The 24,690-nt window shown below is 61.1% G+C and carries 22 protein-coding genes; 5 read left to right on the top strand and 17 right to left on the bottom strand.

Features of this window, described 5'->3' with window-relative positions:
* Positions 1-149 precede the first annotated feature (149 nt).
* From ACA057_RS18335 to ACA057_RS18325, 3 genes are read right to left on the bottom strand one after another with little or no spacing between them, the layout of a single operon-like run.
* Positions 150-1,310 carry an iron-containing alcohol dehydrogenase gene (locus tag ACA057_RS18335; protein ID WP_497341083.1) on the bottom strand — a complete coding sequence of 387 codons (1,161 nt, stop codon included), beginning with the start codon at positions 1,308-1,310 and terminating at the stop codon, positions 150-152.
* 3 nt (positions 1,311-1,313) lie between these two features.
* Positions 1,314-2,705, bottom strand: a complete 1,392-nt coding sequence (locus ACA057_RS18330; RefSeq protein ID WP_497341081.1) for an aldehyde dehydrogenase family protein — start codon at positions 2,703-2,705, stop codon at positions 1,314-1,316.
* A gap of 7 nt (positions 2,706-2,712) precedes the next feature.
* A complete protein-coding gene (locus tag ACA057_RS18325) occupies positions 2,713-4,086 on the bottom strand; it encodes a glutamine synthetase family protein (RefSeq protein WP_497341079.1) in 1,374 nt (457 codons plus the stop codon).
* Positions 4,087-4,262: 176 nt separating this feature from the next.
* Between ACA057_RS18325 and ACA057_RS18320 the strand changes: the two genes are divergently transcribed.
* Positions 4,263-4,580 (top strand): carboxymuconolactone decarboxylase family protein, encoded by a 318-nt coding sequence (locus tag ACA057_RS18320; RefSeq protein ID WP_401353286.1) that lies wholly within the window; start codon positions 4,263-4,265, stop codon positions 4,578-4,580.
* Between the two features lie 181 nt (positions 4,581-4,761).
* Positions 4,762-5,415 carry a peroxiredoxin gene (locus ACA057_RS18315; RefSeq protein WP_059406483.1) on the top strand — a complete coding sequence of 218 codons (654 nt, stop codon included), beginning with the start codon at positions 4,762-4,764 and terminating at the stop codon, positions 5,413-5,415.
* A 78-nt stretch (positions 5,416-5,493) separates the two neighbouring features.
* On the opposite strand, the gene yghX is transcribed toward ACA057_RS18315, so the two are convergent.
* From yghX to glcD, 6 genes are all read right to left on the bottom strand, one after another.
* Entirely contained in the window at positions 5,494-6,381 is an 888-nt protein-coding gene (yghX, locus tag ACA057_RS18310; RefSeq protein WP_497341076.1) for a YghX family hydrolase, read from the bottom strand.
* Positions 6,382-6,617: 236 nt separating this feature from the next.
* Positions 6,618-8,798: a malate synthase G gene (locus ACA057_RS18305; protein WP_497341074.1), complete on the bottom strand. Its 2,181-nt coding sequence runs from the start codon at positions 8,796-8,798 to the stop codon at positions 6,618-6,620.
* A gap of 53 nt (positions 8,799-8,851) precedes the next feature.
* Positions 8,852-9,253 (bottom strand): heme-binding protein, encoded by a 402-nt coding sequence (locus ACA057_RS18300; RefSeq protein ID WP_401353278.1) that lies wholly within the window; start codon positions 9,251-9,253, stop codon positions 8,852-8,854.
* Positions 9,254-9,273: 20 nt separating this feature from the next.
* The gene (gene glcF, locus ACA057_RS18295) at positions 9,274-10,491 is read right to left on the bottom strand and encodes a glycolate oxidase subunit GlcF (protein WP_497341072.1); all 1,218 of its coding nucleotides are present in this window, start codon (positions 10,489-10,491) and stop codon (positions 9,274-9,276) included.
* A gap of 3 nt (positions 10,492-10,494) precedes the next feature.
* Entirely contained in the window at positions 10,495-11,559 is a 1,065-nt protein-coding gene (gene glcE / locus ACA057_RS18290; RefSeq protein ID WP_497341070.1) for a glycolate oxidase subunit GlcE, read from the bottom strand.
* A complete protein-coding gene (gene glcD / locus ACA057_RS18285) occupies positions 11,559-13,058 on the bottom strand; it encodes a glycolate oxidase subunit GlcD (protein WP_497341068.1) in 1,500 nt (499 codons plus the stop codon). The genes glcE and glcD overlap by 1 nt, the downstream gene beginning before the upstream one ends.
* A gap of 233 nt (positions 13,059-13,291) precedes the next feature.
* Here glcD and glcC point away from each other — a divergent pair, with 233 nt between their 5' ends.
* Positions 13,292-14,059, top strand: a complete 768-nt coding sequence (glcC, locus tag ACA057_RS18280; RefSeq protein WP_497341066.1) for a transcriptional regulator GlcC — start codon at positions 13,292-13,294, stop codon at positions 14,057-14,059.
* Positions 14,060-14,233: 174 nt separating this feature from the next.
* The gene (locus tag ACA057_RS18275; RefSeq protein WP_401353258.1) at positions 14,234-14,449 is read left to right on the top strand and encodes a hypothetical protein; all 216 of its coding nucleotides are present in this window, start codon (positions 14,234-14,236) and stop codon (positions 14,447-14,449) included.
* Positions 14,450-14,627: 178 nt separating this feature from the next.
* On the opposite strand, the gene ACA057_RS18270 is transcribed toward ACA057_RS18275, so the two are convergent.
* The 8 genes from ACA057_RS18270 to ACA057_RS18235 form a co-directional block, all read right to left on the bottom strand.
* Entirely contained in the window at positions 14,628-16,037 is a 1,410-nt protein-coding gene (locus ACA057_RS18270) for an amidase (protein ID WP_497341064.1), read from the bottom strand.
* Positions 16,034-17,305 carry a Zn-dependent hydrolase gene (locus ACA057_RS18265; RefSeq protein WP_497349943.1) on the bottom strand — a complete coding sequence of 424 codons (1,272 nt, stop codon included), beginning with the start codon at positions 17,303-17,305 and terminating at the stop codon, positions 16,034-16,036. The genes ACA057_RS18270 and ACA057_RS18265 overlap by 4 nt, the downstream gene beginning before the upstream one ends.
* A gap of 28 nt (positions 17,306-17,333) precedes the next feature.
* Positions 17,334-18,029 (bottom strand): ABC transporter ATP-binding protein, encoded by a 696-nt coding sequence (locus ACA057_RS18260; protein ID WP_497341062.1) that lies wholly within the window; start codon positions 18,027-18,029, stop codon positions 17,334-17,336.
* A complete protein-coding gene (locus tag ACA057_RS18255; RefSeq protein ID WP_497341060.1) occupies positions 18,029-18,790 on the bottom strand; it encodes an ABC transporter ATP-binding protein in 762 nt (253 codons plus the stop codon). The genes ACA057_RS18260 and ACA057_RS18255 overlap by 1 nt, the downstream gene beginning before the upstream one ends.
* On the bottom strand, positions 18,787-19,797 hold the full coding sequence (locus ACA057_RS18250) for a branched-chain amino acid ABC transporter permease (protein ID WP_497341058.1): 1,011 nt from the start codon (positions 19,795-19,797) through the stop codon (positions 18,787-18,789). Before ACA057_RS18250 ends, ACA057_RS18255 begins: the two co-directional genes overlap by 4 nt.
* A gap of 2 nt (positions 19,798-19,799) precedes the next feature.
* On the bottom strand, positions 19,800-20,660 hold the full coding sequence (locus tag ACA057_RS18245; RefSeq protein WP_128871041.1) for a branched-chain amino acid ABC transporter permease: 861 nt from the start codon (positions 20,658-20,660) through the stop codon (positions 19,800-19,802).
* An 82-nt stretch (positions 20,661-20,742) separates the two neighbouring features.
* Complete coding sequence (locus tag ACA057_RS18240) at positions 20,743-21,945, bottom strand: ABC transporter substrate-binding protein (RefSeq protein ID WP_497341055.1); 1,203 nt, start codon at positions 21,943-21,945, stop codon at positions 20,743-20,745.
* A gap of 98 nt (positions 21,946-22,043) precedes the next feature.
* Positions 22,044-22,814, bottom strand: a complete 771-nt coding sequence (locus tag ACA057_RS18235; RefSeq protein ID WP_128871039.1) for a FadR/GntR family transcriptional regulator — start codon at positions 22,812-22,814, stop codon at positions 22,044-22,046.
* Between the two features lie 569 nt (positions 22,815-23,383).
* Between ACA057_RS18235 and ACA057_RS18230 the strand changes: the two genes are divergently transcribed.
* Positions 23,384-24,553, top strand: a complete 1,170-nt coding sequence (locus ACA057_RS18230; protein WP_497341053.1) for an acetyltransferase domain-containing protein — start codon at positions 23,384-23,386, stop codon at positions 24,551-24,553.
* Positions 24,554-24,690: the final 137 nt, after the last annotated feature.

Raw genomic sequence — 24,690 nt, 5'->3', positions numbered from 1 at the left:
CAGGTTTTGGTACAGGCCGAACTGAACCGCCGTAGGCTGCGACCTTGGTTTTCTGTAGGAGCGAGCTTGCTCGCGATGAGCGTCAACGATCACCTGTGCTTACTGACTAAACGCGGCGTCCTTGAGTCCATCGCGAGCAAGCTCGGCTCCTACAGACGGCCGTGATATGCGCTTTGAAAAATGTCGGTCACGCCGGCCTTGGTCAACGGCAGCGGGTTGCCGCTGGCAGACGGGTCGACGATTGCCATGTCGGCGATCAGATCGGCTTGCCGGTCATCCACGCCCAGCTCAACCAGCGTGTGCGGCACGCCGATGTCTTTGCGCAGCTTTAGGACGAAGGCCAAAAAGCTGTCGAAGCCGGGGGAGGGCAACCGCAAATACGCCGCCAGACGCGTGATGCGTTCTTCGATGGCCGGGCGATTGAATTTCAATACATAAGGCATGAAAGTGGCATTGGTCATGCCGTGATGGGTGTCGTACAGCGCGCCCACCGGGTGCGAAAGGGCGTGCATCCCGCCCAGGCCTTTCTGGAAAGCCGTGGCGCCCATCGCCGCCGCCGCGAGCATTTGCGCTCGCGCTTCAAGGTCGGAGGGCGTGTGCACGGCCCGCACCAGAGCGTTGGCCACCAGACGCATGCCTTCCACCGCGATGCCATCGGCCAAGGGGTGAAAACCGGGGGCGCAGTACGCTTCCAGGCAGTGCGAAAGCGCATCCATGCCCGTACCGGCAGTGACTTTGGCCGGCATGCCGACGGTCAGGGCCGGGTCGCTGATGACCACGCGCGGCATCATTTTCGGGTGAAAGATAATGCGTTTGGTGTGGGTGCTTTCGTCGATGATCACCGCTGCACGGCCCACTTCCGAGCCTGTGCCCGCAGTGGTCGGCACCGCAATGATCGGGGCGATCTGGCTTTCGTCGGCACGGGTCCAGTAGTCGCCGATGTCTTCGAAATCCCACACCGGTCGGGTCTGGCCACTCATGAACGCGATGAGCTTGCCCATGTCCAGCCCGCTGCCGCCGCCGAAGGCGATCACGCCATCGTGTTTGCCGGTGCGCCAGGCTTCAAGTCCGCCCGCCAGGTTGGCTTCGACCGGATTCGGCTTGAGGTCACAAAACAGCGCGACGCCCAGGCCGTCGGCGCGCAAGGCGTCCAGCGCCGCCGTGGTGATCGGGGCACGCGCCAGGCCACTGTCGGTGACCAGCAACGGTCGCTGGATACCCTGGCTGCGACAGACTTCGGCCAGCTCGGTGATGCGGCCGACACCGAAACGAATGCTCGTGGGGTAATTCCAGTTTCCCGTCAGGCTCATGGCTCAGATCTCGTGGCGCAGATGGAAGGATTTGGCGCGGGTCAGGTGCTCGTAGCCCAGGCGCGACAGCGTCACGCCGTGCCCGCTTTTCTTCACGCCGGTCCAGGCCAGCGCCGGGTCCAGGTAATCACAGCGGTTCATGAACACCGTGCCGGTGTCGATCTCGTTGCCCAAGCGTTCGGCGGCGGCGAGGTCTTGGGTCCAGATGGACGCGCTGAGCCCGAACTCACTGTCATTCATCAGGGCGATGGCTTCGTCGTCGCTGGCCACCGGCATGATGCCGACCACCGGACCAAAGCTTTCCTCGCGCATGACCGACATTTGATGGGTGACGTCAATCAACACCTGCGGCGCGAGGTAGGCGCTGCCCGGTGCGTCGGCGGGGAAGGTTTTCGGATCAATCAGAGCCTTCGCGCCTTTCGACAACGCCTCGGCGATCTGGCCCCGAACGAATTCAGCGGCGCTCGGCGATACCAGCGGGCCGAGCGTGGTGGCTTCGTCCAGTGGGTTGCCGAGCACGTACTGGCGCGTCAGGTCGGCGAAGCGCTCGACGAACGCCGGGTAGATGTTCTTATCCACATAGATACGTTCGACCGCGCAGCAGCTTTGCCCGGAATTGAAGAAGCTGCCGTCCACCAGGTTTTCCACCGCGTGTTCGAGGTTGGCGTCTGCCCGGACATAGGCCGGGTCTTTGCCGCCGAGCTCCAGGCCCATGCCGATAAAGGCTCCGAAGGAGGCGTTTTGCATGGCCTTGCCACCCTCCACCGAACCGGTGAAGTTCACCTGCTGCACACCTCCCGGTGCGATGAGCACCGAGGTGTAAAGATGACTGAGCACCAGGTTCTGGAACAGCCCTTCAGGCACGTTGGCGCGGCGCATGGCCTCGGCGAAACGTTCGCCGACCAGCAGCGTTTGCGAGGCGTGTTTGAGGATGACGCTGTTGCCGGCCATCAGTGCCGGAATGATCGTGTTGACCGCCGTCAGGTAAGGGTAATTCCACGGGGCGACCACCAGCACCGTCCCCAACGGTTCACGTTGGATATGCCGGCGAAAGCCGGCGACCGGCGTGGGTTCAACCGCTGCCAACGCTTCTGGCGCTATGGCAATCATATGGCGGGCACGCTCTTCGAACCCGCGCAGTTCGCCCCCGCCAAAACGCACCGGGCGGCCCATTTGCCAGGCCAGTTCCGGGATGATTTCATCCTTCATGGACAGCATCGCGTCCACCGCCGCGCTGCAAAAAGCCGCGCGTTCGCTCAAGGGACGACGTTTCCATTGCGCCTGGGCAGCGGCGGCAGTCGCCAATGCCTGCTCGATCTGCACAATATCGGCGTACTGACGTTCGGCGTACACCCGGCCATCGACCGGTGAGATGAGTTGACTAAGCTTTTTCATGGCGCTCTCAATAACGCTCAAAACCGCGCTGCAGTTCCCAGTCGGTGATCCGCCGGTCGTACTCCTTCTGCTCCCATTCGGCGGTGTGCACGTAGTGGTCGATCACTTCATCACCGAACGCCTCGCGCAACATGGTTGAGGCTTTGAGTGCCCCGCACGCATCGCGCAGGGTCTTCGACACTTCGGGCAAGTGCTCGTCGACGTAGGCATCGCCTTCGAACGGGGGCGTGAGGGTGAGCTGCTCATCGATGCCGGCCAGGCCCGCAGCGATCAACGCAGCGAAAGCCAGGTAAGGGTTGAGGTCGGCGCCGCCGATGCGGCATTCGATGCGGATCGATTTGCTGCCTTCGGCACACAAACGAAAGCCTGCGGTGCGATTGTCGCGGCTCCACACGGCACGGGTCGGTGCAAACGTGCCGGCCTGAAAGCGCTTGTACGAGTTGATGTAGGGCGCGAGAAAACAGGTGATGTCGTTGGCGTACTTGAGCTGGCCGGCGACCCAGGAACGCATCAGCTTCGACATGCCGAACTCAGCCTTGGCGTCGAAGAACAGCGGCTTCTTGGCGTTCTTGTCCCACAGCGAATTGTGGATATGGCTGCTGGAACCGGCGGCGTCATAGCGCCACTTGGCCATGAACGTAATCGCCTTGCCTTGCAGCTGCGCGATCTCTTTGCAGGCGTGTTTGATGATGACGTGGTGGTCGGCCATGGTCAGGGCATCGGCATAGCGAATGTTGATTTCTTCCTGGCCCGGCCCCCATTCACCCTTGGAGTTTTCCACGGGAATGCCGGACGCCTGCAGATGCTTGCGAATTGCCCGCAGCACCGGTTCCTCGCGGGTCGTCTGCAGGATGTTGTAATCCTCGATGTAGTGACCGGCTGTTTTTGGCTTGTGGTAGTTGCGTTTGTGGATGGCTTCGTAGCTCTCGTCGAACAGATAGAACTCCAGTTCCGAGGCGAACATGCCGGTATAGCCGCGCTCACGCAGGCGCTCGATCTGCTTTTTCAGGATCGCCCGCGGGCTGTGCGGCAGGTCGCGCCGATGGTGGTGATCGAGCACATCGCAGAGCACCAGCGCCGTGCACTCCAGCCAGGGCACTCGTCGCAACGTGGCCATGTCGGGTTTGAGCACAAAGTCGCCATAGCCTTTGCTCCAGCTGGCAGCGGCGTAACCCGGCACGGGTTCCATGTCGATGTCGTCGGCCAGCAGGTAATTGCAGCAGTGGGTTTCTTCGTGGCCGCTATCGATGAAAAACTCGACCTGGAAGCGCTTGCCGACCAGTCGGCCTTGCATGTCGACCATGCACACCAACACGGTATCAATCTCGCCGGATGCGGCGGCACGCTTTAGTTGATCAAAACTAAGGAGGGGCTCGGTCATCACGTCGTTCCTGCGTGAATTGTTTGGGCCTGATCTGAGATAGCTGTTGCAGACGCTCTCCAGAAAAAACCAAAACCTGCAGACGCGAGCATCATGGGCAATAAGCTGCACTAAGCTTAGCCTACTGTTGGTATACGCAAGTTTCGGTGAGCGAAGCCTTTAGCGCGGAGAAGAAAATGGCCAAGAAGAAAGAGCTCAACACCTACCAACGCCTTGAACTGCAATACCCGGATTACCTGACCGCCGTGGAGGCCTTGGGCACGGCGGTGCGTCAGGCCGGGCCACTGGAGGAGAAAGTGGTGCAGTTGATCCAGCTCGGCGCCGCCGCAGCCATCCGCTCCGAGGGCGCGGTGCACAGTCATACACGACGGGCACTGGAGGCGGGTGCAACGAAAGAGCAGATCCATCACACGCTGATTGCACTGACCAGCACGATCGGCTTCCCCACGGTGGTTGCCGCCATCAGCTGGGCGGACGACGTCATGGAAAAATGAACAACCAAAACAACACATACCCCTGTAATTGGATCGTGTTGTGGCTTGGTTTCCAGCCTTTTCTCCTGCGTCTCCTATACTTGATCCGCGTTGACCGGTTCAACGCAGAACACAGCGCACCGTTGGAACAGCAGTCAGCGCTCTGACGGCTTCCCTCTCAGTCACTGCAAGGAGATCGAACATGGCAATTCGTATTGGCGATGAAGCACCGGATTTCACCGCCGAAAGCACTGAAGGCCAGATCCGCTTCCACGAGTGGATTGGCGATAAGTGGGCGATCCTGTTCTCGCATCCGAAGGACTTCACACCTGTATGCACCACTGAACTCGGTTACATGGCCGGACTCAAGCCAGAGTTCGACAAGCGCAATACCAAGATCGTCGGGCTCAGTATCGATCCGGTCGGTAATCACAAGGACTGGGCCAAAGACATCGAAGAAACCCAGGGGCACGCGGTCAACTACCCCATGATCGGCGACGAAGACCTGGTGGTGGCCAAGCTCTACGACATGATTCACCCCAACGCCAGTGGCGGCTCACGCACGGCCGTGGACAACGCTACGGTGCGGTCGGTGTTCATCGTCGGCCCCGACAAGAAGATCAAGGCAATGCTGATCTATCCGATGAGCGCCGGGCGCAACTTCGATGAAGTGCTGCGCCTGCTCGATGCCCTGCAACTGAACGCCAAGCACACCGTCGCGACCCCGGTGAACTGGCGTCCGGGCGACGACGTCATCATTCCCACGTCGGTCTCTGACGAAGACGCCAGGAAGAAGTACCCGGAAGGCTTCAAGACGGTGAAACCTTACCTGCGCACCGTGGCGCAACCGAAGTAATCACCGCAGCAAAACGGAGGATAGCGGTTGCCCTTTAGCCTGGGGCAACTGCTGTCTGTCCCCGATCCGATCAGTCGTCTAACCCAGGTATTTTTTAAACCAGCCCAGCGTGCGGTCCCAGGCCAGCTTGGCGGCGGCCTCATCGTATCGAGGTGTGGAGTCGTTGTGGAAACCGTGGTTGGCGCCGGGGTAGATGTAAGCCTCGTAGGTCTTGCCGGCGGCTTTCAACGCCTTCTCATAGGCGGGCCAGCCTTCGTTGATGCGGGTATCCAGTTCGCCGTAATGGAGCATCACCGGTGCCTTGATTTTGGCGACATCCTTGGCCTCCGGCTGCTTGCCGTAAAAGGACACACCCGCACCCAGTTCCGGATAGGCCACGGCTGCGGCGTTGACGACTCCGCCGCCATAGCAGAACCCGGTGATGCCGACTTTTCCGGTGGTCTTGTCGTGTTTCATCAGCCACTCAATGGCGGCGAAAAAATCGTTCATGAGCTTTTCAGGATCAACAGTCAGTTGCAGCTCTTTGCCTTTTTCATCGTTGCCGGGATAACCGCCGACCGAGGTCAGCCCATCGGGGGCGAGGGCAATGAAACCGGCCTTGGCCAGACGCCGGGCGACGTCTTCGATGTACGGATTGAGCCCACGATTTTCATGCACGACCACCACCGCCGGGACCTTGCCAGTGGCTTTCGCCGGGCGTACCAGATAACCACGGACCTGCCCGTTGCCCTTGGGTGAGGGGTAGGTGATGTATTCGGGGAGGATGTCCGGGTCGGTGAATTCAACCTGTTCGGCCAGCGCATAGTTCGGGCTCAGCGCGGCCAGCAACGCACCGGCCGTCAAACCGCCAAACGTGAACAACGCCGCCCGATCGAGAAACTCTCGCCGGTTGATCTTGCCGTGGGCGTAATAGTCGTAGAGTTCCAATAATTCCGGGGCAAAGTCTTTCGCAGTGAGACGGGTCATCTGTGCGCTTCCTTCTGGGCGGGTCGGTGGCTGCAGGCTCGACAATGTGAGCGACAACTATCGAGCGTAGCCGCTTACAGAAGAACCGGCCCGAGCCTGATGCCAGTCTGCTAAACGCAATCAATGTGGGAGTGGGCTTGCTCGCGAAGAGGGCGTGTCAGTCGACAAAAATGTTGCCTGATACGCCGCCTTCGCGAGCAAGCCCGCTCCCACAGGTTCTGCAGCTTGACTGACCGTTATGCCCTCGACTGTTTGAACCCAAGCCGGAATTTATGCAGCAACGGTTCGGTATAGCCATTGGGTTGTGCGCAGCCCTCGAGCACCAGTGCGCAAGCCGCCTGGAACGCAACGGATTGCTCAAAGTCCGGCGCCATGGGGGTGTAGAGCGGATCCCCGGCGTTCTGCTCATCGACGACCCGCGCCATGCGCTGCAAAATCTCGAGGGTCTGTTCCTGGGTGATGACCCCGTGCCGCAGCCAGTTCGCCATGTGCTGACTGGAAATGCGCAAGGTCGCGCGGTCTTCCATCAGGCCCACGTTATGGATGTCCGGCACCTTCGAGCAGCCGATGCCTTGCTCGACCCAACGCACCACATACCCCAGCAAACCTTGCGCATTGTTTTCAACTTCCTGACGTATCTCATCGGCCGACCAGGACGCGGTGGTCACGACCGGCACGCTGAGTAAACCGTCCAGCAGTGCCGGGCTGACGCCACCGAAGTCTGTTGTTTCAAGGGATGCTTGCACCGAGCGTACATTGACCTGGTGGTAATGCAGCGCGTGCAGCGTAGCGGCAGTCGGCGAGGGCACCCACGCGGTATTCGCGCCAGCCTTGGGGTGCGCGACTTTCTGTTGGAGCATGTCGGCCATGCGGTCCGGCATCGCCCACATGCCTTTACCAATCTGCGCCCGCCCGCGCAGTCCGCAATCCAGGCCCACCAGCACGTTGCTGCGCTCGTAGGCTTCGATCCACGCGGTGCTTTTCATGTCGCCCTTGCGCAGCATCGGGCCCGCTTCCATGGCGGTGTGCATCTCGTCGCCGGTGCGATCGAGGAAGCCGGTGTTGATGAACGCAACCCGTGAGGATGCCGCCGCGATGCAGGCCTTGAGGTTGACGCTGGTGCGTCGCTCCTCGTCCATGATGCCCATTTTCAGGGTGTGACGTTCGAGCTGCAGCAGGTCTTCGATGCGGCTGAACAGCTGCTCGGCGAAGGCCACTTCGGCGGGGCCGTGCATTTTCGGTTTGACGATGTAGACGCTGCCGGCTCGGGAGTTGCCCCGGCGCTGCAGGTCATGCAGGGCAATCAGGCTGGTGATGACACCGTCGAGAATGCCTTCCGGAATGTCCAGTCCACCCTTGTCAAGAATCGCCGGGCTGGTCATCAGGTGCCCGACGTTGCGGATGAACAGCAACGAACGCCCGTGCAGCGTCAGTGAGCGGCCATCGGCGGCGGTGTATTCGCGGTCCGGGTTCAAGCGTCGAGTGATGGTTTTGCCGTTTTTCTCCAGGTCTTCCTTCAGGTCACCCTTCATCAAACCCAGCCAGTTGCGGTACACCTGCACCTTGTCGTCGGCGTCGACCGCCGCCACCGAATCTTCGCAATCGATGATGGTCGAGAGGGCGGCTTCGATCAGCAGGTCCTTGACGCCGGCCGCGTCAGCCTGGCCGATGACGCTCTGCCGATCGATCTGGATCTCGATGTGCAAATCGTTGTTTTTCAGCAGAATGGCCGTGGGGTCAGCGAGCGAGCCTTGGTAGCCGATGTACTGCGCGGTATTCGCCAATCCGGTTTGACTGCCGTCGTTCAGGGTGACTTGCAGCGCACCACTTTCGATGCCGTATCGCGACGCTTCTGTATGGGAGCCGCCGCTCAGCGGGAACGCCTGATCGAGAAACGCCCGCGCAAACGCGATGACTTTTGCCCCACGCACAGGGTTGTAAGCCCGGCCCGGCTCAGCGCCGCCGTCGTCGGAAATCACGTCGGTGCCATAGAGTGCGTCGTACAACGAGCCCCACCGGGCATTGGCCGCGTTCAGCGCGTAACGCGCATTCACGGCCGGGACCACCAGTTGCGGACCGGCCTGCACACTGATCTCGGTATCGACGTTACGGGTGCTGACTTTCACATGCTCGGGCTGTGCGTGCAGATAACCGATCCCGCTCAGGAAATCGCGGTACGCCGGCATGTCGGTCACCGGGCCGGGATGGGCCCGGTGCCAGGTGTCCAGTTCGGTTTGCAGGCGATCCCGCTCAGCCAGCAACGCGCGGTTGATCGGCGCCAGTTCATGCACCAGCGCGGCGAAACCACCCCAGAACGTTTGCGCATCCAGGCCGGTTCCCGGCAACACGTCCGAATCGACGAAACGCTGCAGGACAGGCGCGACCTTGAGGCCTTGGCAGTTAACGAAATCGGTCACTTTTGCATCTCCATCACACGGTATTTATCGAGCGCTATCGCGTCACGTTCAGTTCATTTCAGGCATTGCGCGCCGGCCTTGGCCACTTGTGCGTCCTGCTCGGCCTTGACCCCGGACACGCCGACCGCGCCGATCACCTGGCCGTCGACAATGATCGGCACGCCACCTTCAAGGGAGGTCAGCAATGGCGCCGACAAAAACGCATGGCGACCGCCGTTGACCATCTCTTCATAGCCCTTCGACTCACGCCGACCGAGTGCCGACGTGCGGGCCTTTTCGGTGGCAATGTAGGCACCAATCGGCGCGCAACCGTCGAGGCGTTCGAGGGCCAAAGGATGGCCACCGTCATCGACAATCGCGATGGTCACGGCCCACTGATTGTTCTGCGCTTCGGTGCGTGCGGCGGCGAGGATTTGGCTGACTTCGGTCTGGCTCAGTACGGCTTTGCTTTTCATGGGGAATCTCCAGGGTTCGGTTAAGGCAACGCGGCTTCGACCAGTTCGATCCAGTGCCGGACAGGGGTTCTGCCCGCGCCATCGAGGTGCGACTGGCAGCCGATATTGGCGGTGACAATGACTTCGGGGTGTCCACTTTCCAGCGCGTTCAACTTGTTGTCGCGCAGTTGCCGAGACAGTTCAGGTTGGGTGATCGAATAAGTGCCCGCCGAGCCGCAGCACAGGTGGCTGTCGGGAACGGCAGTCAGATTAAAGCCCAGGCTCGTCAGCATCGCCTCAACGGCGCCGCCGAGTTTCTGGGCGTGCTGCAAGGTGCAGGGGCAATGGAACGCCAGGCGCTGGCAGCTTTGTACACCGAGCTTTTCCAGCGGCTCGTCGCGCAGCACTTCAACCAGGTCCCTGGCCAGTGCGCTGACCTTTTTCGCCTTCTCGGCATAGGCCGGGTCGGCATTGAGCAGGTGCCCGTAGTCTTTGATAAATGCGCCACAACCACTGGCGGTTTGCACAATGGCCTCGGCACCTTTTTCAATGCTCGGCCACCATGCATCGATGTTGCGGCGCGCACGATCGAGGCCGGCGGCCTGAGCGTCGAGGTGATAATCCACGGCGCCGCAGCATCCGGCTTCGCTGGCCGGGGTCACACTGATACCCAGGCGATCCAGCACTCGGGCAGCCGCTGCGTTGGTATTGGGCGACAAGCTCGGCTGCACGCAGCCTTCGAGCATCAGCACGTGCCGGGTGTGGCGGGTAGTCGGGCGTGGCTTCGCCGGATGCACGTTGCGCGGCAATTTCACTTGCAGGGTATTGGGCAGCAAGGCGCGGAACACCTGGCCGCTGCTGACCAGCCCTTTGAACAGTCCCGGATTGGGTACGACTGCTCTTAATCCTTCGCGCAACAGTCGTTGGCCGAGCGATCGCGGCACCGCCGCGTCGACCACCGCCCGGCCGATGTCCAGCAGGTTGTGGTAGTCGACGCCGGAAGGGCAGGTGGTTTCGCAATTGCGGCACGACAGGCAGCGATCCAAATGCTGCTGGGTTTTCTGGGTGACCTCGTTGCCTTCCAGCACTTGCTTGATCAGGTAAATGCGGCCCCTCGGGCCATCCAGTTCATCGCCGAGCAATTGATAAGTCGGGCAGGTGGCATTGCAGAAACCGCAGTGCACGCAAGTGCGCAGAATGCTTTCGGCTTCTTCGGCGCGGGGCAGTTGGCGGGCGTGTTCGCTCAAGGTTGTCTGCATGGGTCAAAGCTCCGCGTACAGGCGTCCGGGATTGAAAATGCCCCGGGGGTCGAGTTGTTGCTTGAGGTTCTGGTGGTAGCGCATCAGCGCCGCCGGCAACGGTTGGAACGGGCTGTCGATCAGGCCGTGGCTGTAACAGGTCACGTGTCCGCCGACCTCTTCGACAACCTTGCGGATGAACGCCGCTTCGGCGGTGGATTTGAGCCAGCGCTGGGCGCCGCCCCAGTCGATCAGTTGGCGACCGGGCAGGGACAGTTTCGCGGTGTTGTTCGGCAGTGACAGACGCCAAAGCGGCTGATCCTCATCGAAGAAACTCAAGCGCTGTTCGTTGAGGTCGGCCCAGTACGACGAGTCCAGCAACTCGCCGCCCAAGCGGTCATGGGCGGCTGCCACCGAGCCCTCGCCACCCTCAAGCCGCAGGTGCAGGCGTTGACCGTCGTGACACGCGGCGCTGATCGGCAGCGGCTGCTGGCCCCATTCCGCCAGGCGTAGCAAGGCGCGATCGCTGTCGATGTCCAGGCTGATGCTCAGGCATTGACGCGGCTTGGGCAGGACCTTGAGCGAGACTTCGGTGATCAAGCCGAGGGATCCGAAACTGCCGGACATCAACCGCGACAGATCGTAGCCGGCAACGTTTTTCATGACCTCGCCGCCAAAGCGCAAATGCTTGCCGTGCCCGGTAATGACCCGCGTCCCGAGGACGAAGTCGCGAACGGAGCCTGACCACGGGCGGCGCGGCCCCGAGAGCCCGCTGGCAATCATCCCGCCCACCGTGGCGTCTTCGCCGAAGGAGGGCGGTTCGCAGGGCAACATCTGTTGCGCCGCGTCCAGCACTGCGGACAATTCTGCCAATGGCGTGCCGCAGCGGGCAGTGATCACCAATTCGGTCGGGTCGTAGCTGACGATGCCCCGGTGCGAGCGCGTGTCGAGCACTTCACCCGGCACAATACGCCCCAGAAACGCCTTGCTGTTGGAACCCTGGATACGCAACGGCGTGGCGTTTTCCAAGGCCTGATTGACCTGCTCCAGCAGTGCGCCGCTGTCATCGATATCGTGTTCATTGCGCATCAGAAACGCTCCAGTTCAGGGAAGGGCATCTGACCCATGTGGACGTGCATCGCGCCGAACTCGGCGCAGCGGTGCAGGGTGGGAATGTTCTTGCCGGGATTGAGCAACCCGCTCGGATCGAACGCGGCTTTGACGGCATGGAACACAGTCAACTCATCGCTGTTGAACTGCGCACACATCTGATTGATTTTCTCGCGGCCCACGCCGTGTTCGCCGGTAATGCTGCCGCCGACCTTCACGCACAATTCGAGGATCTTGCCGCCCAGGGCTTCAGCACGATCCAGTTCACCGGGTTGATTGGCATCAAACAGAATCAGCGGGTGCATGTTGCCGTCACCGGCGTGGAAAACGTTGGCGACTCGCAGGTCGTATTCGGCCGACAACGCGGCAATCGCGTGCAACACGCCGGGCAATTCGCGGCGCGGGATCGTCCCGTCCATGCAGTAGTAATCCGGTGAGAGGCGGCCCACCGCCGGGAAGGCATTTTTGCGCCCGGCCCAAAAACGCACGCGTTCAGCTTCATCTTTCGCCTGACGCACTTCGGTGGCGCCGGCCTGTTCCAACACCTGGCGTACGCGGTCGCAGTCATCGTGAACGTCGGCTTCAACGCCATCGAGCTCGCAGAGTAAAATGGCTTCGGCGTCGACCGGATAGCCCGCGTGGATAAAGTCTTCGGCGGCCCGAATGGCCAGGTTGTCCATCATTTCCAAACCGCCCGGGATGATCCCGGCGGCAATGATGTCGCCGACCGCACGACCGGCCTTTTCCACGGAGTCGAACGCCGCCAGCAGTACTTTGGCGGTTTGCGGTTTGGGCAGCAGTTTGACGGTCACTTCGGTGATGACGCCGAGCATGCCTTCAGAACCGGTGAACAGCGCCAGCAGATCGAAACCCGGTGAGTCGAGCGCTTCCGAGCCCAGCGTCAGGTGTTCGCCGTCGACGGTGAGGATGTCGACCTTGAGCAGGTTGTGCACGGTCAAACCGTACTTCAGGCAATGCACGCCACCGGCGTTTTCCGCCACGTTGCCACCGATCGAACAGGCGATCTGCGAGGACGGGTCCGGCGCGTAGTACAGGCCGAACGGCGCGGCGGCCTGGGAAATCGCCAGGTTACGCACCCCCGGTTGGACCCGGGCGGTGCGCGCAGCGGCGTCGATGTGCAGGATGTTGTTGAAGCGCGCCATTACCAGCAGCACGCCTTTTTCCAGCGGCAATGCGCCGCCGGACAAACCGGTCCCGGCGCCGCGAGCGACCACCGACACCTGCTTTTCGTGACAGAGGCGAAGCACCCCTTGAACCTGGTCGATGGTTCGTGGCAGCACCACCAGCATGGGCGTGGTGCGATACGCCGAGAGTCCGTCGCATTCGTATGGCTTGAGTTCTTCCTGCTGATGCAGCACTTCCAGGTCCGGCCACTGCGTGTGCAGGGCCTGCAGCAATGCATTTTTGTCGACGTCAGGCAGGACACCGTCAACGCGTTCGTCGTAGAGAATGTTCATCGGTGCACGACACTCGCTTGTTTTTATAAGAGGGTCTGTTTACGTATGCAGCTGACTTGCATCATTGGCCCGAGGCGTTCTACTGTCTATGCGTTGTTTGGCTGGTCGAACCAGTTTTTTACTTGCCAGTTTTTTATATTTTTGAAAAAAATCAAATAAAACAGTTAGTTATGTTTGGCTTTGAGTCTGCGTGGTTTTGATGTTGAGACTGGTCATACCAGTTGGAGGGTTCGATGGACAGCACAACGGTGACCCGTAATCCACAAGTGGCAGACGTGGTCTGCGAGCGTATAGAACGGCTGATCGTCGACGGGGTCCTCAAGACCGGGCAGCTGTTGCCGTCGGAGCGGCGGCTGACGGAAAAACTCGGCGTTTCCCGTACCGCACTGCGCGAAGGCCTGAAGCTGTTGCGCGCTCGCGGGATTATCAAGACGGAGCAGGGCAAGGGCTCATTCGTGGCCGACCTGTCAGGGCATGGTGCCGCGTCGCCACTGCTGCATTTGTTCAGTTCGCAGCCACGAACGCTCTACGATCTGTTCGAGGTGCGCAGTCTGCTCGAAGGTGAATCCGCACGCCTCGCGGCCCTGCGCGGTACGGACGCGGATTTTGTCCTCATCACCCGCGCCTATGAAGCGCTGCTCGATGCCCACAGCCGTTCGCTGGACGCGTCCGCCCATGCCCGTCTCGACCATGCGTTTCACCTGGCGATTTGCGAGGCTTCGCACAACCCGGTGCTGGTGCAAACCCTGCGTTCGCTGACCGATTTGCTGCTGAACACCGTGTTCGCTTCGGTCAACAACCTCTATCACCGCGAAACGCAAAAAAAGCAGATCGACCGTCACCACGCGCGCCTCTACAACGCCGTGACCGGGCGTATGCCGGAACAGGCGCGCAAGGCGGCCATCGCGCACATCCAGAGCATCTGCGAAAACCTCAAGGAAATCGAAGGCGAGGAACAGCGGCTGGTTCGGGCCACGTTGCGGCTAGAGGGGTGGGCGTAAAACCCCGTCTTCGCCAAGAGCAGTACCTGCGGTGGGTTGTACTTGTTCTCCTACCAGATGAAATGCAATCTCCAATTGCCATTTGAACGCGGTCAACTGATCGGATGGGTCTGAAACATTGCCGAAATATTCCGGCCGTATGATCTGGTTCATCGAAAACCTGGGGTGTTATGGATGAATCGGTCATCAAGGAGCATGCGCAAACTGCTCGACGCTGTTGCCACCAACAACGAAGTTGCGGCGCTGGATGTCATGCGCGCCACCGAGCAACTCAAAGACGAGCTGTTGCGCCAGCGGCTGCTCAACCTGATTCACCAGCTCAATCAGGACGCCCATGACCTGCGATTGGCTCGAGACGACGTCCAGGGCGGCACCATCAAATTCGCCTGATCGGCCGCCCGGCGACTCTATGCAAAGCCAAGGAACGACAGGATCACGACGACTACCACAACTAATCCGACGATGTAGATGATGTTGTTCATGAAATCCACCTCTCAATCTGAACAGGATTGCGATACAAGGGTGCTGCGCGTACGTATTACTAGGACCCGCTTGTTCTGCGCAAGGTTCAGCCTTTCATCAGAGGTTGCTGAGGATGGGGACTTGGAAACGCCCGCTCATAGGCCCGGCATACGCGCAGCACCTGATCATCGGCAAAACGCGCACCGACCACGTGCAAGCCGACGGGCAACCCGTCTTGCGCGAAGCCGCACGGCACTGACGCTGCCGGCTGCTGGGTCAAATTGAAAGGATAGCTGAAGGGCGTCCACTCCATCCATTCACCCAAGCCTGAGTCCGGCGGAACGTTGTGCCCGGCGGCGAAGGCTGTGATGGGCAGCATCGGCGAGACCAGCAGGTCATAGCGACTGTGGAACTCAGCCATCTGTGCGACCAGCGCGGCGCGAGCTTCCAGGGCCAGGGTGTAGTCGTGGAGGCTGATACGTTCGCCTTGTTCGGCGATGCGCAGCAAGCCCGGATCGAGTTGCGCGCGTTGCGCCGGGCTCAGCTGTCCGGCCAGTCGTGCAGCGCCGGCGAACCACAGGGTATTGAACAGCTCCAGTGGATCGCTGAAACCAGGGTCGACCTGTTCGACATGCGCGCCCAATTGCACCAGGCGGTCCACTGCCTGGGCCACCACCTTGGCCACCTGCGGATCGACCTTCACATAACCGAAGTCCGGGCTGTAGGCGATGCGCAGGCCTTTGAGATCATTGCTCTCTGGCAGCCATGGCGTGCTGCGCGGTGCTCCGGCGAAACCGTCGCGCACGTCTGGCCGAGCGACGGTTTGCAGCATCAGCACCGCATCGTCGACGGTGCGAGTCATCGGCCCCAAATGCGAAAGCAGGGTCATGGCGCTGGCCGGCCACTGCGGCACGTAACCGAAAGTCGGCTTGATCCCGAAAGTGCCGGTGAACGCACAAGGAATGCGGATCGAGCCGCCGGCATCGCTGCCCTGGTGCAACACCCCGAGGTTCAGCGATGCAGCAGCGGCCGCGCCCCCGGAGGAACCGCCGGCGGTCATGCGCGTGTCCCAAGGGTTTCGGGTGACGCCGTACAACGGATTGTCGGTCACGCCTTTCCAACCGAATTCGGGGGTGGTGGTTTTGCCCAGCAGCACCGCGCCGGCGTTGCGCATAAAGGCCGAGAAGGGTGCATCAACTTCCCAGGGGCCCGTGGCAGAAGTGGTCTTCGAACCTTTGCGCGTGGGCATGCCACGCGTCAGGGTCAAGTCCTTGATCGACGCCGGCACACCGTCGAGGGCGCCGCGCGGCTGGCCCTTGAGCCAGCGTTGTTCGGAGGCCCGCGCCGCATCCATCGCACCTTGTTGATCAACATGACAATAAGCGTTGACCTGCGGATTGAAGCGCTCGATGCGCGCCAGGGCGTCCTCGGTCACTTCCACCGGCGACAGGCGCTTGTCACGGTAATGGGCCAATAGCTCGACGGCACTCATTTCGGCGATTTCGGTGTGCTTCATGCCGCTTGTCCTCCTTGCCCTTGTGCCGCGTTGACCATGGCCCGCAGCAATACGGCGCAGCCGTCGGCCAGGTCCTGGGGCGCGGCGTTTTCGATTTCGTTGTGGCTGATGCCGCCCTCGCACGGTACGAAGATCATCCCGGCCGGACCCAACTCGGCGACGAAGATCGCGTCGTGCCCGGCGCCGCTGACGATGTCCATGTGACTCAAGCCCAACTGCACGGCGCCCTGGCGCACGGCGGCGACACAGGCGGGGTCAAAATCCAGCGGCGGGAAGTCGGCGGTCGGGGTCAGCTCGAAACTCAAGCCGTGCTGCTGGCAGGTGTCTTCGATCACCTGGCGCACTTCCTCGACCATGGCTTGCAGCTTGTCGGCATGCAGATGGCGCAGGTCGATGGTCATGTGTACTTGTCCGGGAATTACATTTCGCGAGCCGGGATGCAGGGTCAGGCAACCGACCGTGCCGCAGGCGTGAGGCTGTTGCGCGTGGGCGATGCGATTCACTGCGCTGACCACCTGCGCGGCGCCGACCAAAGCATCCTTGCGCAGGTGCATCGGCGTCGGCCCGGCATGGGCTTCGACACCGGTCAGGGTCAGGTCGAACCACTTCTGCCCGAGACAGCCCATGACCACGCCAATGGTGGTCTCGCGGTCTTCGAGTACCGGGCCCTGTTCGATGTGTGCCTCGAAATACGCCCCCACCGCATGACCGAGCACTGCCCGCGATCCGGCATAGCCGATGCGCTGCAACTCACTGCCTACCGACAGCCCTTGTTCATCCTGTTTACGCAAGGTGTCTTCCAGATCGAACTTCCCGGCAAACACCCCCGAGCCCATCATGCACGGCGGAAAACGTGAGCCTTCTTCGTTGGTCCAGACCACCACTTCGATCGGCGCCTCGGTCTGCACGCCGAGGTCATTGAGGGTGCGGATCACCTCCAGCCCGGCCATCACGCCATAGCAGCCGTCGAACTTGCCGCCAGTGGGCTGGGTGTCGATATGGCTACCGGTCATTACCGGCGCACGCTCGGGATCGCGTCCGGCACGGCGGGCGAAAATATTGCCGATGCCGTCGATGCTGACGCTGCAACCGGCGTCTTCGCACCAACGCACGAAGAGGTCGCGGGCCTGGCGGTCAAGGTCGGTCAGGGCCAGGCGACAGACGCCGCCCTTGACGGTGGCGCCTAGCTGCGCAAGGTCCATCAGCGACTGCCAGAGACGTTCGCGGTTGATCAGCGGGGCACTGTTTTGCAACTGGGGTGGCGACATTATCGGTTGGTTCATTTCATCTCTCCCGTCAGGCGCTCAGGGCCAGGTAGCGGTTCTTGATGGTCGGGTCGGCGCGGAAGTCAGCGGCGCTGCCTTCGTAAACCACGCGGCCCTGTTCGAGGACGTAATGGCGGTCGGCGAGCTTGTCGCAGACCATCAGGTTCTGTTCCACCAGCAGCACCGGCAGGCCGTCGTCCTTGATCTTGCGCAAGATCTTCACCAGTTCATCGACGATCACCGGGGCCAGGCCTTCGGTGGGTTCATCAAGGATCAGCAGCTTCGGGTCATTGAGCAGGGCGCGGGCGATGGCGAGCATTTGCTGTTCGCCGCCGGACAGTGCGTGGCCGGCGTTTTTACGGCGTTCCTTGAGGCGTGGAAACATTCCGTAGACATCCTCCAGCTGCCAGCGGCTGGTCTTGCGCTGGGCGATCCGCAGGTTCTCCTCGACGCTGAGCAAACGGAAAATACCGCGATGTTCCGGCACCAGCGCCAAACCCTGGCGAGCGATCTCGAAGATTTTCTGGCCGACCAGCTCCTTGCCGTTGAAACGGATCTGCCCCTGACGCGGGCAGATAATCCCGAGGATGCTGCGCAGGGTCGTGGTCTTGCCTGCGCCGTTGCGTCCCAGCAGGGTCACCAGTTCACCGGCGTTGACCTGCAGCGAGACGCCTTCGAGGACGTGGCTCTTGTCGTAGTAGGAATGGATATTCTCGACGGTCAGCATCAGGCGGCTTCTCCCAGATAGGCGATGCGTACGCGCTCGTCGGCGCGGACGAATTCCGGTGTGCCCTCGACCAGGATCTGGCCGTGGCTCATGACGGTGATGCGTTGGCTGATGGACATGACGATGCTCATGTTGTGCTCGATCAGCAGCACCGTGTGATCGCGGCCCAGGTCGCTGATCAGTTGGGTCATGATCGGGATGTCGTCGATGCCCATGCCCGAGGTGGGCTCATCGAGCATCAGCAGTTTTGGCTTGGAGCAGATCGACATGCCGACTTCCAGCACCCGCTGCTGGCCGTGGGACAGTTCGCCGGCGAGGGTGTCGGCGCGTGTCGTCAGTTGCAGGCGTTCGAGTACCTGATCGGCCATCTCAAGGTGTTCGCGGCGGCTGTCGACATGACGCCAGAAGTTCAGCGCCGCCAGGCCATCGCGGCCCTGGGCGGCGAGGCGCAGATTTTCCCGTACGCTGAGGTTTTGGAACAGGCTGGTCAACTGGAACGAACGGGCCATGCCCAGGCCGACCCGGCCATGAGCCGGCTTCTTGATGATGTTTTTGCCGTTGAACAGGATGGCCCCGGCAGTGGCCTGGCGTTCACCGGTCAGGCAGTGGAACAGGCTGGTCTTGCCCGCACCGTTGGGGCCGATGATGGTGTGGATGGTGCCGGCCTCGACTTTCAGGTTGACGCCATTGACCGCGCGGAAGCTGCCGTAGGCCAGTTCCAGGTCGCGGGTTTCCAGCAAGTACTGTGCAGGGCTGTTCATGAGAGTTTCTCCTCGGCCGGCACGACCGTTTTGCGCTGACCCTTGAGGCGTTCAACCAGACTCGACAGTCCGCCCCACAACCCGCCGCGCATGAACACCACCACCAGGATCAGGATGATCCCCAGCAACATCAGCCAGCGTGGCCAGAGATCGGAGAGGAACTCGCCGAGCAGCACGATCGAACCGGCGCCCAACAAGGAGCCGAACAGCGAACCGGTGCCGCCGACGATGGTCATGATCAGGATGTTTTCCGACATCGCCAGGTCGATGTTCGACAGCGGCACGAAATGCAGGAGCATGGCGTACAGCGCCCCGGCGATCCCGGTCACCGCGCCGGACAACATAAACACCAGGATCTTGAAATGCCGGGTGTCGTAGCCGATGGCGGCGGCGCGGGTTTCGTTCTCGCGGATCGCCATCAGCGTGCTGCCGAAGGGCGAGGCGATCACCCGACGGGCGCCAATGAAGATCAGCAGGAACAACACCGCGACGAACCCGTAGAAATAACGGGCGTCGCTCAGCGACAGCAGCACCGTGTCGCCGATGCGGATTTCCGGGCGCGGCACGCTGAGCAGGCCATTGTCGCCGCCGGTCCAGTCGCTCAGGGTGTAGGCGATGAAGTAGGCCATCTGGCTGAACGCCAGGGTCAGCATCACGAAATAGATGCCGGTGCGACGAATCGCCAGGGCACCGACCAGTAACGCCAGCACCGCGCCGGCCAGTGCGGCACCGAGCAGGGCGCTGATCAACCCGAGTTGCAGGTGGATCATCAACAGCGCCGCGCAGTAGGCACCGGCGCCGAAGAAGATGCCCTGGCCGAATGACAGCAGCCCGGTGTAACCCAGCAGCAGGTTACAGGCCAGCGCCGCGAGGGCGAAGATCAGGATTTCCGTGGCCAGGGTCGCCGAGGGCAATACCAGCGGCAGGCCGATCAGCACCGCTATTACCAACAGCAGCATGGAGCGCGACTGGGTCTTGGCAAAGGGCAGGGGGTTTTTCTCGCTCATGATCATGCTCTCCCGAACAGGCCGTAGGGACGGACCAGAATGACCGCCGCCATGGCGCCGTAAATCATCAGGCTGGCGCCTTGGGGCCAGATAGTGGTCATCAGGCTTTGCACCACGCCGACCAGCAAACCGCCCACCAGCGCACCGCTGAACGAGCCCATGCCGCCGATCACCACCACTACGAACGCGACCCCGAGAATCTCCGGGCCGACAAAGGGTTGGGCGCCGCGCAAGGGCGCAAACAGCACCCCGGCGACACCGGCCAGTGCGACGCCGAGAGCGAAGGTCATGGAGAACAGGCGGAAGATGTTGGTGCCCAGCAGCGACACCGTTTCAGTGCTTTCACTGCCGGCCCGCACCAATGCGCCGAAACGCGTGCATTCCAGTAGCAGCCACAATGTCAGCCCGATCAATCCGGAAAAGACGATCAGGAACAAGCGGTAGTAGGGGTACACGAAGTCGCCGATGATCAACACGCCGCGCAGCAGCTCCGGCACCGCCACGCTTTTGCCTACCGGTCCCCAGATCAGCACGCTGGCTTCCTGGATAATCAGCGCGATGCCGAGGGTCACCAGAATCTGGAAGGTATGGGGTAAGTGGTAGATCCTCTGGATCAATAATCGCTCGATGGCCCAGGCGAGGGCGGCCACCACCAGCGGCGCCAGAAGCAGGGCCAGCCAGAAACTTCCGCTCAGGCTGACGACGGTGTAGCAGATGTAGGCGCCGAGCACGAAAAACGCGCCGTGGGCGAAGTTGACGAAGTTCAGCAGACCGAAAATGATCGTCAGGCCGACCGCGATCAGGAAGTAGATCATCCCCAGGCCGAGGCCATTGAGGATCTGGAACAGGTAAAGATTGAGCATGCAGGTACCCTCTGCAGGGAGCCGGCTGACAAAGGCGTCACCCGGCCCGCTGCCTGTGGCAAGCGGTAGAAAGGTTTCTCGGTCAGCCGAGGACGCAGCCGGTCGCGTCTGCTGAAGGGAACGAGCGACCGGAGCTGACGATTTGCGCCAGGTCATCCTTGTCACGCATGTCGGCAGCGGCCTTGCCCACCAGCAAGTAGTAATCCTTGATCACCTGATGATCGCCGGCACGGATCGACTCCTGGCCGGTCGGTCCTTCGTAGCTCAAGCCCTGCATGGCCTTCGACACGGTCGGGCCGTCGAAGCTGCCGGTGGCGATGATGCTGTCGAGCATGATCTTGGTGCCGATGTAATCGGCCGCCAGCGGGTAGGTGGGATTGATCCCGTATTTGGCCTGGGTGATTTTCACCAGCTCACGGTTCAACGGGGTATCGACCTGATGCCAATACTGCGCACCGAGGTAGACGCCTTCGAGCACGTCGCTGCCCAGCTCCTGGAACTGGTCGAGCCCGGCGGACCACACCAGCAGCACTTTCATGCGCTCCTTGATGCCGAAGTTCACTGCCTGGCGCAGGGCGTTGGAGGACTGGCTACCGAAGTTGAGCAGCACCAGCACGTCGGGTTGGGCGGCGATGGCGTTGGTCAGGTAGCCGGAGAATTCCTGCTCCTGCAACGAGTGATAGCTGTTGCCGATGTGTTCGATGCCATGCTCGGCGCACACCTGTTTCGCCCCGGCGAGCAACGCTTCGCCGAACACGTATTGCGGGGTGATGGTGTACCAGCGCTTGGCATTGGGTAGCAGTTTGATCAGCGGCACCATGGTTTCGCGAATGGCGCCATAGGTCGGCACCGACCAGCGAAAGGTCGAGGCGTTGCAGTCCTTGCCGGTGACTTCATCGGCGCCCACCGGCGTCATGAACACACCGCCCACCTTGCCCACTTCCTTGGCCACCGCCAGCGCGGAAGACGACAGGGTGCAACCCTGGAAAAAACGTGCGCCATCCTGGGCGATTGCCTCCTGGACTTTGCGCACGGCCTTGCCGGCGTTGCCTTCGGTGTCGATTACCTTGTAGTTCAGGGGCCGGCCGAGCAAGGTCGGATGCTGCTCCACCGCCAGGCGCGAGCCCATGTCGGCGAACTTGCCGTAACTGGCGAAGGCGCCAGACATCGATTTGAGCCCATAAAAAGTAAAGGGCTCGGCGGCAAACGCATGACGCACACCCAGCGGAAGGCTAAGGGCTCCGGCTACGGTCAGACCGGCTTTCAACAACGTACGACGCTGCATGGGGTAACTCCCTGGTTTAATTATTGGCAGGAGTGGCAATGACAAAACGGCGCATCACGGCCTGTGGGCAGGCCTTTTATTGGAGGTCGGAGCGGACATCAGTGGGTGTGATCGAACTCCAGTAAAAAGTGGCGGGTAACTTCCCCTTCGAGGGCACTCATGTGGTGCTCGGCATCGCACATGTGTTCGTGCATCAATTGCCGCACGCTGCTTTCGTCCTCGGCTTGCAAGGCGTTCAGCAGGCGTTTGTGGTAATCGAGGTTGGCCGCGTCGAACTGCTTGCGCTTGGGTTTGTAGGCTTTCTTCAACACCACCAGGTCGCGCAGCAGGTCGTTGAGAAATTGCGCCATGAATGCCAGCAGCGGGTTGGGGCAGGCACGGGCCAGCAGGTTGTGGAACTCCAGTTCCGCCAGGCGTTGTTCGCGCTGGCCGGCTTCGCTGTCTTCCGGTGCGCTGCAGAAATCCACGTTGTCTTGCAGGGCTTTGAAGTCAGCGGCGCTGAGGCGGCCGATCACCGACACCGCCAGTTCGACTTCGATGACTTTGCGCAGTTGGTACACCTGCTCACCGTCCAGGTGCTGGAAGTGCAGGTAATTACGCAAGGCACGGCTGGCCGGTTCGGTGCCGGCTTCATTCAGGTAGGCGCCGCCGCTGGGGCCGGTGCGGGTGTTGACCAACCCTTCGACCTCAAGGGCCTTGAGCGCTTCACGCGCCGAGCCCTTGGAACACTGGAAGCTTTCCATCAGCTCGCGCTCGGTGGGCAAACGGTCGCCAGGACGCAGCGCGTCGGTGACGATGGAGCGCTTGACCGACTCGACAATCACATCGGAAAGCTTCTGGCGTTTGCGGCGAATCGGGCGACTGAGCATGTTTTCTATTTATCCTATTAATGCGGATAAATAGCACTTAATAGGACGAAGCACGGTCCGTCAATCGTCCACGGGACGAGGTGTCGCTTTCGGTGTGCAAGGGTCGTAATCAGATAAAAGCCTGTAGGAGCGAGCTTGCTCGCGATGGACCGGAGGGCACCGCGTTCATCCAACAAGCACGCGTTATCGTTAACGTCCATCGCGAGCGAGCTCGCTCCTACAGGTGTCCTGCAGACCGAACGGCTGTGCGAGGTGCTCGAAGGCCGCTGGCGTGGGCGGCGATCAACTCAACGGTGATCGTCGTCGTCAACGGCCTGGTGTGCCTCGTGCCCTCGGCGGGTGAGAAGGGCAGGGAGCGGCTGGCCAAAGACATCACCCTCGGGGCAGCTAATTTCGATACTCAATGAAGGGAGATGTAGCACGGAGTGCTGCATCTTCGCCGTGCGGCGGAAAGTTTTTCCAGATGTGTAAGCTCTCGATTCCGGCTTTTAATGTTATAGGGTAACAATAGATAATCCTCGCCCGTCGTTCTGCGGGACACATTTATTCACCCTTGCTGCGAAATCCTCATGACCCAACATCCTCCTCATTCCACGAACATCGTGGCTGGCCGGCTTACGTCCATTGACGCATTGAGAGGCATGGTGATTCTGTTCATGCTGCTCGACCATGTTCGTGAGACCTTCCTCCTGCATCGACAAGTGTCCGATCCCATGGACATTGCCATGACCGAGCCAGCCTTGTTTTTCAGCCGGACGCTGGCCCATCTGTGCGCACCGATCTTTGTGCTGCTCACCGGTGTATCCGCCTGGTTGTATGGTGAGAAATACGCTGGCAAGGCAGACGTTTGCAGCTTTCTCTTCAAGCGAGGCCTGTTTCTGGTGGTGCTGGAACTCACCCTGGTGAACTTTGCCTGGACGTTCCAGTTCCCACCGACCGTCATTTACCTGCAGGTGATATGGGCCATCGGTTTGAGCATGATTGCCCTGGCGGTGATGGTCTGGTTGCCGCGACTGGTATTGCTCTTGTTGAGTCTGGCGATCATTGCCGGTCACAACATGCTGGACGCCATGCACTTTCCGATTGAGTCGGCCATGCACGTGCCCTGGGCGATTCTCCATGATCGAGGCTGGATCGAACTGTCTGAAGGGTTTCGATTGCGCACGTCCTATCCTGTATTGCCATGGATCGGTGTCATCGGCCTGGGTTATGCCATCGGGCCGTGGTTCGGGCGCGCAGTGGATGCGAAGGTGCGCCAGCGCAAGCTGATGCTCTGCGGCGTCGTGGGTTTGACGGGTTTCATCGCGCTGCGACTGCTGAACGGTTATGGCGAGAAGCCCTGGGTTGGGGGTGATACGTCCCTGCAAACGCTGATGGGATTTTTCAATATCACCAAATACCCACCGTCGCTGCAGTTTGTGGCGCTGACCCTGGGCGTCGGATTTCTACTGTTGCTGGGGTTGGAGCGGCGGCAGAACAGCCGATGGCTGCGTCCACTGACGGTATTTGGATCGGCACCGATGTTCTTCTATTTACTGCACCTGTACGCGCTGAAGGTTTTGTATCTGATCGCCGTCGCTGTGTTCGGATTGAACCAGGGCAGCTGGTTTGGCTTCTCCTCGGTCGGCGCGGTTTGGCTCGCGGCAGGGCTGCTGGCCATTTTGCTTTATCGCCCGGTTCGCGGGTTCTCTGAGTTGAAGGTTCGACGTCGGGACATTACCTGGCTCAAATACCTGTAGTGCCGCCCTTTGTGCACTTTTATAAAGCCGTGGGGCAGGCCTCTGCACTATGCGAAGGCAAGCGCCTGCGGTTCTTTCAGGCGAGTTCACCCGTTACAGGCTTGAAAACCCTTCTCAAAGCCCTGTCTTCGCGATCT

The sequence above is a fragment of the Pseudomonas sp. LBUM1661 genome (assembly GCF_059695925.1).
This window is presented reverse-complemented; position numbering and strand designations above follow the sequence as displayed.

Bases quoted from the DNA above. Each gene is read 5' to 3' on its own strand.
- glcF (WP_497341072.1), bottom strand. From the start codon at position 10,491: ATGCAGACAACCTTGAGCGAACACGCCCGCCAACTGCCCCGCGCCGAA.
- ACA057_RS18325 (WP_497341079.1), bottom strand. From the start codon at position 4,086: ATGACCGAGCCCCTCCTTAGTTTTGATCAACTAAAGCGTGCCGCCGCA.
- ACA057_RS18275 (WP_401353258.1), top strand. From the start codon at position 14,234: ATGAATCGGTCATCAAGGAGCATGCGCAAACTGCTCGACGCTGTTGCC.
- ACA057_RS18235 (WP_128871039.1), bottom strand. From the start codon at position 22,814: ATGCTCAGTCGCCCGATTCGCCGCAAACGCCAGAAGCTTTCCGATGTG.
- glcE (WP_497341070.1), bottom strand. From the start codon at position 11,559: ATGCGCAATGAACACGATATCGATGACAGCGGCGCACTGCTGGAGCAG.
- ACA057_RS18240 (WP_497341055.1), bottom strand. From the start codon at position 21,945: ATGCAGCGTCGTACGTTGTTGAAAGCCGGTCTGACCGTAGCCGGAGCC.
- ACA057_RS18315 (WP_059406483.1), top strand. From the start codon at position 4,762: ATGGCAATTCGTATTGGCGATGAAGCACCGGATTTCACCGCCGAAAGC.
- glcC (WP_497341066.1), top strand. From the start codon at position 13,292: ATGGACAGCACAACGGTGACCCGTAATCCACAAGTGGCAGACGTGGTC.
- ACA057_RS18320 (WP_401353286.1), top strand. From the start codon at position 4,263: ATGGCCAAGAAGAAAGAGCTCAACACCTACCAACGCCTTGAACTGCAA.
- glcD (WP_497341068.1), bottom strand. From the start codon at position 13,058: ATGAACATTCTCTACGACGAACGCGTTGACGGTGTCCTGCCTGACGTC.
- yghX (WP_497341076.1), bottom strand. From the start codon at position 6,381: ATGACCCGTCTCACTGCGAAAGACTTTGCCCCGGAATTATTGGAACTC.
- ACA057_RS18250 (WP_497341058.1), bottom strand. From the start codon at position 19,797: ATGAGCGAGAAAAACCCCCTGCCCTTTGCCAAGACCCAGTCGCGCTCC.
- ACA057_RS18255 (WP_497341060.1), bottom strand. From the start codon at position 18,790: ATGAACAGCCCTGCACAGTACTTGCTGGAAACCCGCGACCTGGAACTG.
- ACA057_RS18265 (WP_497349943.1), bottom strand. From the start codon at position 17,305: ATGTCGCCACCCCAGTTGCAAAACAGTGCCCCGCTGATCAACCGCGAA.
- ACA057_RS18270 (WP_497341064.1), bottom strand. From the start codon at position 16,037: ATGAAGCACACCGAAATCGCCGAAATGAGTGCCGTCGAGCTATTGGCC.
- ACA057_RS18330 (WP_497341081.1), bottom strand. From the start codon at position 2,705: ATGAAAAAGCTTAGTCAACTCATCTCACCGGTCGATGGCCGGGTGTAC.
- ACA057_RS18260 (WP_497341062.1), bottom strand. From the start codon at position 18,029: ATGCTGACCGTCGAGAATATCCATTCCTACTACGACAAGAGCCACGTC.
- ACA057_RS18230 (WP_497341053.1), top strand. From the start codon at position 23,384: ATGACCCAACATCCTCCTCATTCCACGAACATCGTGGCTGGCCGGCTT.
- ACA057_RS18300 (WP_401353278.1), bottom strand. From the start codon at position 9,253: ATGAAAAGCAAAGCCGTACTGAGCCAGACCGAAGTCAGCCAAATCCTC.
- ACA057_RS18335 (WP_497341083.1), bottom strand. From the start codon at position 1,310: ATGAGCCTGACGGGAAACTGGAATTACCCCACGAGCATTCGTTTCGGT.
- ACA057_RS18245 (WP_128871041.1), bottom strand. From the start codon at position 20,660: ATGCTCAATCTTTACCTGTTCCAGATCCTCAATGGCCTCGGCCTGGGG.